12 protein-coding genes are annotated in these 13003 nt (G+C 60.5%); 11 read left to right on the forward strand and 1 reads right to left on the reverse strand.

Going from position 1 to position 13003, the window contains the following annotated elements:
• Positions 1–26: 26 nt before the first annotated feature.
• The 5 genes from ACY9XZ_RS16315 to ACY9XZ_RS16335 all read left to right on the forward strand — a co-directional run bounded on the left by ACY9XZ_RS16315 (position 27) and on the right by ACY9XZ_RS16335 (position 4959).
• Positions 27–803, forward strand: coding sequence for an SDR family NAD(P)-dependent oxidoreductase (locus tag ACY9XZ_RS16315; protein ID WP_463458078.1), 777 nt, complete (start codon positions 27–29; stop codon positions 801–803).
• Between the two features lie 316 nt (positions 804–1119).
• Positions 1120–2037: a CoA transferase subunit A gene (locus tag ACY9XZ_RS16320; RefSeq protein ID WP_463458079.1), complete on the forward strand. Its 918-nt coding sequence runs from the start codon at positions 1120–1122 to the stop codon at positions 2035–2037.
• Positions 2038–2039: 2 nt separating this feature from the next.
• The gene (locus tag ACY9XZ_RS16325) at positions 2040–2795 is read left to right on the forward strand and encodes a CoA-transferase subunit beta (protein WP_463458080.1); all 756 of its coding nucleotides are present in this window, start codon (positions 2040–2042) and stop codon (positions 2793–2795) included.
• 135 nt (positions 2796–2930) lie between these two features.
• A complete protein-coding gene (locus ACY9XZ_RS16330; RefSeq protein ID WP_463458081.1) occupies positions 2931–3887 on the forward strand; it encodes a VOC family protein in 957 nt (318 codons plus the stop codon).
• Positions 3888–4020: 133 nt separating this feature from the next.
• Positions 4021–4959: an alpha/beta hydrolase gene (locus tag ACY9XZ_RS16335; protein ID WP_463458082.1), complete on the forward strand. Its 939-nt coding sequence runs from the start codon at positions 4021–4023 to the stop codon at positions 4957–4959.
• 72 nt (positions 4960–5031) lie between these two features.
• Here ACY9XZ_RS16335 and ACY9XZ_RS16340 read toward each other — a convergent pair whose 3' ends face one another.
• A complete protein-coding gene (locus ACY9XZ_RS16340; RefSeq protein ID WP_463458083.1) occupies positions 5032–5919 on the reverse strand; it encodes a fumarylacetoacetate hydrolase family protein in 888 nt (295 codons plus the stop codon).
• Between the two features lie 282 nt (positions 5920–6201).
• On the opposite strand from ACY9XZ_RS16340, the gene ACY9XZ_RS16345 reads away from it, so the two are divergent.
• The 6 genes from ACY9XZ_RS16345 to ACY9XZ_RS16370 all read left to right on the forward strand — a co-directional run.
• The gene (locus ACY9XZ_RS16345) at positions 6202–6609 is read left to right on the forward strand and encodes a DoxX family protein (RefSeq protein WP_463458084.1); all 408 of its coding nucleotides are present in this window, start codon (positions 6202–6204) and stop codon (positions 6607–6609) included.
• Between the two features lie 29 nt (positions 6610–6638).
• On the forward strand, positions 6639–7526 hold the full coding sequence (locus ACY9XZ_RS16350) for a fumarylacetoacetate hydrolase family protein (RefSeq protein ID WP_463458085.1): 888 nt from the start codon (positions 6639–6641) through the stop codon (positions 7524–7526).
• A 2-nt stretch (positions 7527–7528) separates the two neighbouring features.
• Positions 7529–8521, forward strand: a complete 993-nt coding sequence (locus tag ACY9XZ_RS16355) for a TatD family hydrolase (RefSeq protein WP_463458086.1) — start codon at positions 7529–7531, stop codon at positions 8519–8521.
• A 47-nt stretch (positions 8522–8568) separates the two neighbouring features.
• A complete protein-coding gene (locus tag ACY9XZ_RS16360) occupies positions 8569–10449 on the forward strand; it encodes a CocE/NonD family hydrolase (protein WP_463458087.1) in 1881 nt (626 codons plus the stop codon).
• Between the two features lie 334 nt (positions 10450–10783).
• Entirely contained in the window at positions 10784–12013 is a 1230-nt protein-coding gene (locus ACY9XZ_RS16365) for an ABC transporter substrate-binding protein (protein WP_463458088.1), read from the forward strand.
• Positions 12014–12179: 166 nt separating this feature from the next.
• Positions 12180–13003 (forward strand): VOC family protein (locus ACY9XZ_RS16370; protein WP_463458089.1); only part of this gene is annotated, 824 nt, incomplete at its 3' end.

Here is a 13003-nt window from a genome sequence, read left to right on the forward strand (position 1 = left end):
TACCTGAACCAATGGATTGTGAACGTATGTCAGACCTTCTGACCGGCAAGACCGCCGTCGTCACCGGCGGTGCGAGCGGTATCGGACGCGGAATCGCACTGCAATTGGCCGACCACGGCGCCGACATCGTCGTCGCTGACATTCAGGACACCCCGAACACGGCAAACACCACGCCGACGCTCGAGGCCATCGAGGACGATACCGACTCCCGTGGATTGTTCGTCGATTGCGACGTGACCGACTACGACGATTTGGTCGGGGCGGTCGACGCGGCCGAAGAGTTCGGCGGCATCGACGTGATGGTCAACAACGCCGGCATCGTCCACCCGGTCGAGTTTTTCGAGACAACCGACGAGGACTTCGCAACGCTCGTCGACATAAATCTCAAGGGTGCGTACTACGGCTGTCAGGCCGCCGGCGAGCGGATGGTTGAACGCGGCAGCGGCTCTATCATCAACATCGCCAGCACGGCGGCGGAGCAGGGATTCGTCGAGCCCGGGTCTATCCTCTACAGCGCCGCGAAAGGTGGGATGAAGTCGATGACCTTCGGCATCGCGGAACTGCTCGGGCCGGACGTCCGGGTGAACGCAATCCAACCCGGCTTTACCGACGAAACGGGGCTGGCCGAAAACCACCCCGAGGAGGCAGCCCGTGCCCGGGCAGCCGAAACCTCGCTCGACCGGCTCGGGACACCGGCAGACATCGGGAACGTCGCCGTCTTCCTGGCCAGCGACCTCTCGTCGTACGTCACAGCAGAGGGGATTCTCGTCGACGGCGGGTGGGTCAACACCGGCGGTCCCTGATCGGTTCCGAATCCCAGTAGCGCTTCCCGATCCCTGATCTGCTCCCGCCTCGCAGTTCGTCGCCAGCACGATAGGGAATGCTACCTCAGCCGGAGCGACTGCCACGAACACGCTCTCGGGGAATCTCAGCGAGCGGGACGCCCATTGCGGACCAGCCCGACCGGAACAAACGTCAACGATCTCCGCATCCTTCTCGTCGGAACGGCGTAAGCACCGAACGGTCGGGTCAGCCCCCGAGGTTTATTGTACCAGAAAAGATACCGTCAACTATGGTGTTCGCAGACGGCTGGCCAACGGTACTAATGGAGTCGATAACATGACGAAGGTGACAGACATGGCAGGGGCAGTGTCGGCGGCTATCGAGGACGGACAATCAGTCTATCTCGGTGGCTTCACCCACCTCATCCCATTCGCTGCCGGGCACGAAATAATCAGACAGGGATACAGCGATCTCACGCTGGCGCGGGCGACGCCGGACCTCATCTACGACCAGATGATCGCCGCGGGCTGTGCCAGCAGCGTCACGTTCTCTTGGGCAGGCAACCCCGGCGTCGGTAGTCTCCGCGCCTTTCGGCGTGCGATCGAAGACGGTGTTCCGACCGAACTTGATATCGACGAGTACTCCCACTTCGGCCTCGTCTCGCGACTCGCAGCGGGCGCGCAGAATCTCCCGTTCCTCCCGCTTCGGACGTTCATCGGGTCGGACTACCCGGAGCACAACGATAATATCCAGTTCGTCGAGAACCCCTTTGGCGACACGCCGGGAGAAATTCCGGTGGTGCCACCGCTGAACCCAGATGTCGCGGTCGTTCGTGCCCAGCGGGCCGATACCGAGGGGAGCGCCCAGCTATGGGGTATCGTCGGTGAGATGGTCGAGGCGGCCTTCGCCGCGGACACTGTCATCTTAAGCGTCGAGGAACTCGTCGACACTGAAGTTATCCGGAGCGATCCCAACCGGACGCTCATCCCCCAGACCGTTGTCGACCACGTCGTCGAGGAGCCCTATGGCTCACACCCCTCCTACGCACAGGGCTACTACGACAGAGACAACGAAGCGTACCTCGCGTGGGACCGGCAGACAGAGACCCACGAATCAACCAAAGAATGGCTCGAAGAGTGGGTCTATGGCGTCGATGACCGGACGGAATACCTGGAGAAACTCGAGGTCGAGCGGTTCCTCGACCTGCAGCCACAGACGAGCTACGGAACACCTATCGACATGGGAGAGTACTGACGATGTCAGACTACACGGACACTGAATTGATGATAACGCGGGCAGCACAGGAACTCCAGAACGACGACACGACGCTCGTCGGGGTCGGCATCCCGAACCTCGCCTGCAATCTGGCGAAACAGACCCACGCCCCAGATCTTGAGATGGTCTACGAGTCGGGGACCATCGATTCGAACCCCTCAAAGCTCCCGCTGTCCATCGGCGATCCGGTGCTCGCCACCGACGCCCAGAGCATCGTCCCGATGATTCAGGGCTTCGGCTACTATCTCCAGGCCGGTCGCATCGACGTCGGCTTTCTCGGCGGCGCACAGATCGACCGCTACGGCAACATCAATTCAACAGTCATCGGTGACTACGACGACCCCAAAGTCCGGCTCCCTGGAAGCGGCGGGGCCTGCGAAATAGCCAGCAACACCCACCGCACAATAATCATCACACCACACACCCAGCGTCGCTTCCCCGAGGAAGTCGATTTCGTCACGAGCCCCGGGTACATCGACGGAGAAACGACCCGGGAAGAGTTGGGCCTGCGCGGCGGTCCTGACGCGGTCATCACCGACAAGGCAGTCATGCGGTTCGACGACGGCGAGATGTACCTCGATTCGGTCCACCCCGGCGTCACCGAGGATGCTGTCCAGGAAGCGACCGGCTGGAACCTGCAGTTCGGGCCTGATATCGTCGAGACGGAGCCACCGGGTGAAGAAGAAATCGACCTCATCCGGAACGAACTCGACCCCGATGGCGTCTACACGCAGTGAACTGCCGTCAGTACGGCACACGAGCTGGCCAATCAATGTTGAACGGCCCCGCTCGGTGAATATACCGAGAACTAACCAAAAGGCCAACAAAAAGTATTTTTTACGTGTCTTCTGTAGGGGTTGCTGTATCATACCATGCCAGAGATACCAGGCATTCACCACGTGACAGCCTTCTGTGACGATCCACAGGAGAACTACGACTTCTTCACGAACGTTCTCGGTATGCGCTTCGTGAAACGCACCGTTCGCTTCGACGTCCCCGAGAAAATCTATCACCTCTACTACGGTGACGAACACGGCACCCCCGGGACCATTGTAACGTACTTCCCCATGACCAACATGCCCATGGAAGAGGGTATGGTCGGCAAGGGCATGATGAGCGCCGTCGGTCTGACTATCCCCGAAGGGTCGGTCAGTTACTGGACGGACCGCTTCGGCGAATACGACGTCGACTACACTGTCGAAGAACGCTTCGACGAAACCGCAATCGCGTTCACAGATCCCGACGGTCTGCCATTCGAACTGGTCACCGGCGAGTCCGACATCGAACCCTACACGGACGGTAATGACGTCCCCGAAGAACACGCCGTCCGAGGCATGTTCAACACGACCCTGCACTCCAACGACCCCGCCGGGACGATGGACGTCTTGGAGACGATGGGCTGGGACCGCGTCGGCGAAGCCACTCACCCACAGGCCGGCGACCGCATCCGCTACGAAGCCCCCGGCGACGCACCCTGTGCCACGACCGTCGACGTCCTGATTCGACCCAACGCTCCTCAAGGGAAAATGGGCATCGGCACGTACCTCCACGTCGCGTACCGCGTGGCCAACGACTGGGAACAGGACGAAGTCAGCGACACCCTCCGCGAGAACGGCTACATCACCACCTCGACGAAGGATCGGGACTACTTCCACTCGCGGTACATCACCGAACCCGGCGGCGCCGTCTTCGAGTATGCCACCGACGGCCCCGGTTTCGACATCGACCAAGACCCCGAAAACTATGGCGAGGAACTCAAAGCCCCCGACTGGCTCGAAGTCGACGTCGAACGCATCGCCGAAATGCTCCCACCGCTCGACACTAACTGATTTGCGACGGTCGGGTTTCTAACGTCGCGTCGTATTCTTTGCTGTCCTGTCAGTAGCTCACAGAAGAATCCAGTTCTGGAAGCGTCAAGTTGCACCTTGATTTATATAACGGAGGAGGATATTTGTTAACGTGATGCGAGCCCAAGAACCACATCCGCAGTTACAGGCGTTCATGGAAGAGACGGAAGACGCACCGGCGTTCCACGAACTCCCCGTCGAGGAAGTACGGGCGATTACAGCCGACGTCTTCTCGGTCGAGGAATCGGAACCGGTCGGAGAGGTAATCGACGAGACAATCGACGGACCGGGTGGTGACCTCGACGTTCGCATCTACCTCCCGGAGGGAGACCAGCCGTTCCCGGTCACGATGTTCTTCCACGGTGGCGGCTTCGTCTCCGGAAGCCTCGACAGTCACGACGAGTTCTGTCGACGGATCGCAAACACCGTCGAGATCGGTGTCGTCGCCGTCGAGTACAGACTCGCACCCGAACATCCATTCCCAGCAGCCGTCGAAGACGCGTACGCGGCAACGGAATGGGTAGCCGAATCCGGGAGCGAATACGGCCTTGATACTGACAACTTGGCCGTCGCCGGCGACTCCGCCGGTGGGAACCTCGCTGCCGTCGTCTCGCAAATGGCACGGGACAGGAACGGACCGTCCATCGCACAGCAGGTCCTGCTGTACCCACCTGTCTCTGCCGATCAGGACTGGGAATCCATCGATGAGAACGGCCACGGCTACTTCATCACAACCGAGGACCTGGCGTGGTTCGACGAGCAATACTTCGAAGACGACATCGACCGGATGAACGTCTATGCGTCGCCACTCCTGGCTGCCGACCTGAGCGACCTCCCACCCGCGACACTCGTCACAGGTGGGTTCGACCCGCTCCGTGACGAGGGGATCGCCTATGGCGAGCGACTCCAAGAGGCTGGGGTCGAGGTGTCACACTACCATTACGACGACGTGATTCACGCGTTCGTCCAGATGGCGGCGGCACCGTTCGAGTTCGACCCCTCGCAGGAGGCACTCGCCGACGTCGGTGCTGACCTGGAGTCAGCACTGAAGTAGAGTGTAGCGTACTCGGGGAACGGTTCCCATTTCAAGCGAGGAAAACAGGATCAATCCACGTTTTTCAGCCGATCACTCGTGTCGGCAGGTGTTCGTGAGTTCACCGACGCCTTCGACGCCGACGGTGACCGTCGTCCCGTCGTCGAGGAGTACCGGTGGGTCGCGGTAGACGCCGACACCAGGCGGTGTCCCCGTAAAGAGGAGGTCGCCAGGCTTCAGCGTAAACGCCTGGCTGCAGAACGAGACCAGCGTGTCGATATCGAAACTGAGGTTTGCCGTCGTGGAATCCTGCAGTCGCTCGCCGTCGATTTCGGTCCAGATATTCAGATCGTGGACATCCTCGACCTCGTCGAGGGTGACCAGTTCGGGGCCCGTCGGCGCGAAGGAGTCTAGGCTCTTCCCACGGACCCACTGCCCGTCGCTGTGCTGGAGATCCCGGGCGGACACGTCGTTCCCGACCGTCACGCCGGCTACGTAGTCTCTCGCGTCTTCCTCGTCGACGTGTCGTGCCTCGTCGCCGATAACGACGACGAGTTCGGACTCGTAGTCCACCTGCTCTGTATAGTCCGGATCCCAGGTGATTTCATCGTCTGGTCCGCGCACGGTCGTCGGGAACTTCGAGAAGAGAACCGGTTCGTCGGGAATCGGATTGTCGCCCTCCTCGGCGTGATCCTCGTAGTTCAGGCCGACACAGACCACTTTCTCCGGGTCGTCGACCGGTGCATGCCGGGTCACTTCATCGGTAGTGTATCGATGTTCGTCTGTCTCGCTCGCATACTCCGTGACGAGGGCAACCCGCTCCTGCCAGTTCCACGTCTCAAGCACTGCCGACAGCCGACGTGGAATCTCGACACCGATAGCGTCGCCGGCAGCGTGAAGATCGAGAACTGTGCCGTCAGCCGTGCGTGTCCCACACCAGACCTGTTCCGTCTCGTCCGTGCTGTATTGTCCGAGTCGCATTGCCACACGGTACCGCGTGAGCGTACTTAACACCGATGATGTAATAAACGACAGTGTGACAGACTTGGCTATGCTGCCGTTGGTTACGGCGGGTGAGCACCACGGAGAACAGACGTTCTCAGTAGGACGCTTCGAGTGAGAGTGGCATTCCCTCTCATACGTTAAAATCATATGACAATATGCAAAACGCCTATCATCCGACCCTGAGTATCGAACGATGATGTTCACAAGTACTACTGTCGCAGTCCGTGCAAATGGCACAGTCTTCGGAGGGAGCCGATAATGGCGCTCGAAGGAGAATTCATGCTCGTGGGTCGAATCCTGCTCGGCTCCCTCTTTCTGTACAATGGATACAATCACTTCGTAGGCTACGAGGGACGCGTCGGGTACGCACAGTACAAAGGGATCCCGGCACCGTCGCTGTCAGTCATCTCGTCGGGTGTCTTGCTGGTGCTGGCGTCAATCGGGATCATCGCCGGTATCTATCCGGTCATCTCGGCAGGCGCACTCGCCGTCTTCCTCCTCGTGGCGACACCGATGTTTCACGACTTCTGGTCGCTCGAGGGAGATGACCGCCAGAACGAACTGAACCACTTCCTCAAGAACGTCGGTCTCCTCGGCGGGACGCTCGTGCTTCTGGCAGTCGGAGGGGAGACGTGGACGTATGCTGTCGGTATTGGACTGTTCTAAGCGTTCACACGACCGATGTGTAACAATACATGAAACTCGGACAATTCAGAGAGACGGCAGCAGAGGAACCGTGGCCAGGCGTTGTCATCGACGACGGAATCGTCGACCTGCCTGCGGCCGGTAGCGAAGCCGGTGTCGACCTCCCGGCTACAACTCACGAAGTACTGGAAAGCTGGAACTGGAAGCGAAAGGTCCAGCTAGCAGTCGAGTACGCTGAAGAGACCGGGACGGCACTCCACGCAGAAGACGACGTCGAGACAGTCGCCCCGATTACCGATCCGGGGAAGGTCGTGGCAATCGGTCTGAATTACAGTGACCACGCCGAGGAAGGCGACCAGGAGATACCGGAGCGACCGCTGGTCTTCTCGAAGTTCCCGAGTACTATCGTCGGCCCCGACGAGGCGGTCGAGTGGGACCCGAACTACACCGAGGCTGTCGACTACGAGGGCGAACTCGTTGCGGTCATCGGCGACGAGGCACGCAACGTCGACGAGGAGGACGCTCTCGAGTACGTCGCGGGCTACACCATCGGCAACGACGTGTCCGCCCGGGACCTGCAGCTATCGGACGACCAGTGGGTTCGCGGGAAGAGCCTCGACACGTTCGCCCCCCTCGGCCCGTACATCCACACGCCCGAGGAAATCGATGACATCGGGTCACTGGATATCTGGACGGCGGTCAACGGCGAACAGCTGCAGGAGTCGAACACGGAACACCTCATCTTCCCAGTCGCCGAACTGGTGGCCTTCTGCAGCCGGGCGTTTACGCTCGAACCTGGTGACGTAATATTCACCGGAACGCCCGACGGTGTCGGGTACTTCCGTGACCCGCAGATTCTCCTAGAGGACGGGGACACAATGACGGTCGGAGTCGACGGAATAGGGGAGCTTACAAACACGTGTAGGCACACTGAGTAAGCATGCCCCACGAATACCCGACGCAGCGACCGACCGACCTCGAACACGGCGACGACGAGGAGTCGATCCCCACAGAGCTGAACAGCATCCCGTGGATCGACATCCACAACCACGCGCAGACGCTCTCCTGGAACGACCGGGAGAGGTTCACGCTCAGTGGCTGTGAGTCGATGGTGATGATGGGCGCAGGGTACTACTGGACGCCGTACAAGCCTGTCGAGCCCGAAGACGTCCGCTACCTCTGGGATGATGCGCTCAACAGACTCCCGCAGATTCGACAGTCCCACCTGCTCGATGCGAAAGTCGGCATCGGAATCCATACTGGAGCCCGCGTCAAAGACTACGAGCAGTTGCTGGAAGTCATCCCGGAGTACGCCGATCTCGACGAGGTCGCCGCCATCGGTGAAATCGGACTCACGGAGGCCCAGCACGTCTCCGGCTGGTCGCTCGAGGAACAGAAGGACGTGACCCGGCGGCAGCTCGAAATCGCAGCCGATCACGACCTCCCGGCGATCCTGCACACTCCTGCCGACCTCGAAGACGTCGAGTTCCCGGAGCGGATTCGCGGGAACATTCCGGGGTACGAACTGGACCTGAGCCTCCAACAAGAGCCCGTGTTGACATCAGACTATCCGAAGCGGGAGGCCGTCGAGATCGACGCCGAACTGAAAGACGACGCCGGGCTCCCCGGCGACCAGATGGTGCTCTCGCACATGGACAAGAAAATCGCGCCGTACGTCCTCGAGAACACGGACTGTTACCTGAGCTTCACCGTCAGTTATCCGTGGCTCCTCGGGGTTTCGCCGACGGACGTCGCGGAAATCGTCGCAGAGTATGGTCCCGACAGGATTCTGGTCGAGACGGACAGCGCCGGCGTGTTGCGAAGCGATATCTTCGCGTTCAAGCGGACGATCCTCGAGATGTACCGGATGGGCGTCGACGTTGCCGACATCCGCCAGGTCGTCTACGAGAACCCACGAGAACTGCTCGGCTGACCTCGCGCTAGCGTATTTTTAAGTACAGGTAAGCCACACGTAGAGCCATGCGTTCCGAATCGTCGTACGGTGTACAGTCGCAGTTCGACGTGATGGTCGAAACCCGCGACGGAGTCGAACTCGCGACGGATATCTACCGGCCGACAGAAGACGGCGACGCCGTCAGAGAACCGTTACCGGCACTGCTCAGTCGGACGCCGTACAACAAGCGGGGGGAGATGGAACGACACGGCGAATGGTTCGCGAAGCGCGGCTACGTCGTCGCCATTCAGGACTGTCGCGGACGGTTCAACAGCGGCGGGACGTTCGAAATGTTCGTCAACGAGCCCGAGGACGGCTACGACACGGTCGAGTGGCTCGCGGACCGGCCGTACTGTAACGGCAACGTCGGGACGATAGGGTCCTCGTACGGAGCGTGGGTCCAGAGTGGACTCGCGACGCAGGACCCGCCACACCTCGAGGCGATGTTCGTCAACCAGGGGCCGGCCAACGGGCGGGAGGCGACGCTCCGGCACAACGGCGCCTTCGAGTTGCGCTGGCTCTGCTGGGCGCTCACGCTCGGCGGTGGCTTCGCCAAGCAAGTGCTGGGAGACCTTGACCTGCAGCAGCACTTCGCTGACATCGACGTTCGTGACGTCCTCGCTGAGGCGCCAGTCCAGCGCGGACAGTCCCCGCTGAAGCACCTCCCGGAGTACGAAGAGTGGCTGTTCGAGATGCTCACGACTGGAGACGGCGAAGACGACCTGTGGAACGCACCCGGCACCAATCCCGAGGCGTACTACGACGGAATGGCGGACGTGCCGACTGTGTACTCCGGGGCGTGGTACGATTCCTACACTCTCGGGACCTGCAAGAACTTCGAAGCGCTGTCCGAGCGGAAATCGTCCGACCAGTTCCTCATCGCGGGCCCGTGGACCCACGGGTGGAACGAGTATCCGCTCTCATCGTGGAACAAGACCTACTCCGGGGAAGTCGAGTTCGGCACGCACTGTCTCCGGAACTATCAGGAAACCCGATTGCGGTTCTTCGACCACTACCTCAAGGGGCAGGAGACATGGGACGAACCACCGGTCCAGTACTTCCAGATGGGGACCGGCGACGGGTCACGCGAAGCCGAGGGACGGCTCTACCACGGCGGCGAGTGGCGAACGGCAGCTGACTGGCCGCCCCCCGAGAGCGAGCCGGTGCGGTTCTACGCACAGCCGGGTGGTTCGCTCGACCGGACGGTGCCGGTAGCGACATCGTCGGAGACAACGTACCAGTTCGACCCCAGCGACCCGGTCCCAACTATCGGCGGGAACTGCTCGTCGTATGTCACCTTCGAGCAACGCGAGGAGTCACTGCTCGAGTACCCACTCGAAGAGCGCCACCTGATAAACATCACGGGCAGCGGCGGGTACGACCAGCGGACGCGGCCGGAGACGTTCGGTGCGGACCCACCGTATGGCCCGCTCGAACGCCGTGATGACGTGGTCGTCTTCCGGACCGAACCACTGACCGAGGACCTCGAAATCGCGGGCCCAATTCGCGTGACGTTGTACGCCTCGACGACGGCTCCGGACACGGACTTCACTGCAAAGCTCATCGACGAGTATCCGTCAAATGACGAATTCACAGACGGGTTCGCACTCAATCTGACGGACTCGATCTGCCGTGCTCGATACCGTGGGAACCGGGCCGAGCCGGACTTCGTCGAGCCGGGAGAAGTCTACGAGTACGAATTCGAACTCTACCCGACAGCGAACGTATTCAAGCAGGGCCACCGGATCCGGCTAGACCTCTCCTCCTCAAACTTCCCCCGGTACGACGTGAATCGGAACACGGGAGAGGAACTCTATGGGGACAGGACCGTCGAGATCGCCGAGAATACGCTGTATCACAACAGCGAGTACCCGACGCACATCGAACTGCCAGTGCTATCGGAGTAGTGGAGCATCCGTGGTGCGATTTCCGAGGCTTCGGTTTTCTCCGAAGAGTGGCTCAGCGTCCAGGTTCCGTCCAAGACTGCGACACCCCGGGCGCTCTCGGAAAGAACAGGGCATTGGAAGAGGCGACATCGGACGCGATACCGCGTCTTTCGTCTGCACCTTCCCAACCATTAGGCTGTCCCTCACCAATGATAATCTATATTTCCCAAATATTATGTCGGAATTATACAAAATTATAAATACTTGCCGTCTCGCGGTAGAAAGGAGCAGTATGACCAGAGATAGCCATTCAGGCTCGAAGAGGCGTAAGTTTTTGAAAACGACAGGTGCGGGCATGGCAGCGACGTTAGCTGCAGGCTGTCTCACCGGCAATGGCGGTGACAACGGCGGGAGCAGCAACGGCGGTGATAGCGGCGACAGCGGCGACAGCAGCGACAGCAGCGACAGCGGCGAGCCGATCGTAATTTCCTCACTGCAGCCGCTTTCCGGCCCGTTTTCAGTCTACGGGCCGCGTCACCAGGCAGGCGCGGAGTTCGCAGCAGAGCAAATCAACGCGGACGGCGGCGTCCGGGGCCGCGAGATTGAGATTCAGAGCGTGGACACCGAAAGTAGCGGACAAGCGGCTGCAAACTCGTTTACAGAGGCTATCGAACAGAACAACGCGGTGGCTGGTATCGGCCCGGGCGCATCCGAGGCGGCAATCCAAGCGAGCAGGGTCGCCGAACAAAACGAAGTGCCGATGTACCTGCACGCGGCCGGTGCCGTCGAGGTCGTCCCACAAGAGTCCCAGTACACGTTCCGGACAGCACTCCCAGCGACGCCGACCGTTGGCAGGGCACAGGCACAGATTATCGAAGACGAGGGGTACAACAACATCGGTGTCATTTACGAGGACGGAGTCTGGGGCGACGAGTATAGCGCCGCGATAGAGGAGTACTTCCCCGACGGCATCAACCTCGAGACCGACACAGCGCCCATTCCGGAGACGGACTTCGTCCCGCTGTTGCGGCAGTTCTCCGACGACATCGAAGTGTTCCTCGGTTCCGGTCATCCGGCAGGAGTCAGCTCGCTGTATCCCCAGATGAACGAGATCGGACTTGATGTCGACCTGTTCCTCGGGGCGATTACGCCGATGGAAGCGGACTACAACGCCATCGGTGAGAGCATTGGCGACTCCTTCGCCTCGTTCAATTCGACAGACATGTACAGCGACGAATACGCCGAGATTGCGACGACATTCAACGAGGAACACGGTGGCTTGTTCGACCACGCGCAAGTTAACGGATATACCGCCGTGCAACTCATCGCCCAATCCATCGAGGCTGCGGGCTCCGCTGCCCCCACAGATATTGCCGAGTCGACGCGGACTGGGACATTCGACCTCCTGTACGGTGCAGATATCGAGTACGCCGAGTGGGGCGAACCGGAGGGGGCAGTCCAGATACACAACGGGTTCAACCTCGAAGAGTCGCCGGAGTACTGGCCCGACGGTGACTTCGCACCCGAAGAGGTTCATCGTACCGACCCCCTGCCCGCGTATGAACCCGGTTCGCTCGATATCTAAGTCGACCTTACGACAGACGACACCGGCATAGCCGAGTGGTCCCCAGCGACAGTCGGTCCGGGTTCGCCCGACCAGACGAAACGACACCGAAAACGAACTGGCGGCCGCTACTAGCTGATAAAAAGTATTATTAACTATCAATCACAACGTTGTGCTGTATCATACCATGCCAGAGATACCAGGCATTCACCACGTGACAGCCTTCTGTGACGACCCACAGGAGAACTACGACTTCTTCACGAACGTCCTCGGCATGCGCTTCGTGAAACGCACCGTTCGCTTCGACGTCCCCGAGAAGATCTATCACCTCTACTACGGTGACGAACACGGCACCCCCGGGACCATTGTAACGTACTTCCCGATGACCAACATGCCCATGGAAGAGGGCATGGTCGGCAAGGGCATGATGAGCGCCGTCGGCCTCACAATTCCGGAAGGCTCCGTCGACTACTGGACGGACCGCTTCGGCGAACACGACGTCGACTACACTGTCGAAGAACGGTTCGATGAGACGGCCATCTCCTTTACCGACCCTGATGGCCTGCCATTCGAACTGGTCACCGGCGAGTCCGACATCGAACCCTACACGGACGGCAACGACGTCCCCGAAGAACACGCCGTCCGGGGCATGTTTAACACGACTCTGCACTCCAACGACCCCGCCGGGACGATGGACGTCTTGGAGACGATGGGCTGGGACCGCGTCGGCGAAGCCACTCACCCACAGGCCGGCGACCGCATCCGCTACGAAGCCCCCGGCGACGCACCCTGTGCCACCACCGTCGACGTCCTGATCCGGCCCAACGCTCCTCAAGGGAAAATGGGCATCGGGACCTATCTCCACGTCGCGTACCGCGTGGCCAACGACTGGGAACAGGACGAAGTCAGCGACACCCTCCGCGAGAACGGCTACATCACCACCTCGACGAAGGATCGGGACTACTTCCACTCGCGGTACATCACCGAACCCGGCGGCGCCGTCTTCGAGTA

It is taken from the genome of Haloarcula sp. HT12, assembly GCF_055271655.1.

Bases quoted from the DNA above. Each gene is read 5' to 3' on its own strand.
- ACY9XZ_RS16335 (WP_463458082.1), top strand. From the start codon at position 4,021: ATGCGAGCCCAAGAACCACATCCGCAGTTACAGGCGTTCATGGAAGAG.
- ACY9XZ_RS16350 (WP_463458085.1), top strand. From the start codon at position 6,639: ATGAAACTCGGACAATTCAGAGAGACGGCAGCAGAGGAACCGTGGCCA.
- ACY9XZ_RS16320 (WP_463458079.1), top strand. From the start codon at position 1,120: ATGACGAAGGTGACAGACATGGCAGGGGCAGTGTCGGCGGCTATCGAG.
- ACY9XZ_RS16360 (WP_463458087.1), top strand. From the start codon at position 8,569: ATGCGTTCCGAATCGTCGTACGGTGTACAGTCGCAGTTCGACGTGATG.
- ACY9XZ_RS16315 (WP_463458078.1), top strand. From the start codon at position 27: ATGTCAGACCTTCTGACCGGCAAGACCGCCGTCGTCACCGGCGGTGCG.
- ACY9XZ_RS16345 (WP_463458084.1), top strand. From the start codon at position 6,202: ATGGCGCTCGAAGGAGAATTCATGCTCGTGGGTCGAATCCTGCTCGGC.
- ACY9XZ_RS16365 (WP_463458088.1), top strand. From the start codon at position 10,784: ATGGCAGCGACGTTAGCTGCAGGCTGTCTCACCGGCAATGGCGGTGAC.
- ACY9XZ_RS16330 (WP_463458081.1), top strand. From the start codon at position 2,931: ATGCCAGAGATACCAGGCATTCACCACGTGACAGCCTTCTGTGACGAT.
- ACY9XZ_RS16355 (WP_463458086.1), top strand. From the start codon at position 7,529: ATGCCCCACGAATACCCGACGCAGCGACCGACCGACCTCGAACACGGC.
- ACY9XZ_RS16340 (WP_463458083.1), bottom strand. From the start codon at position 5,919: ATGCGACTCGGACAATACAGCACGGACGAGACGGAACAGGTCTGGTGT.
- ACY9XZ_RS16325 (WP_463458080.1), top strand. From the start codon at position 2,040: ATGTCAGACTACACGGACACTGAATTGATGATAACGCGGGCAGCACAG.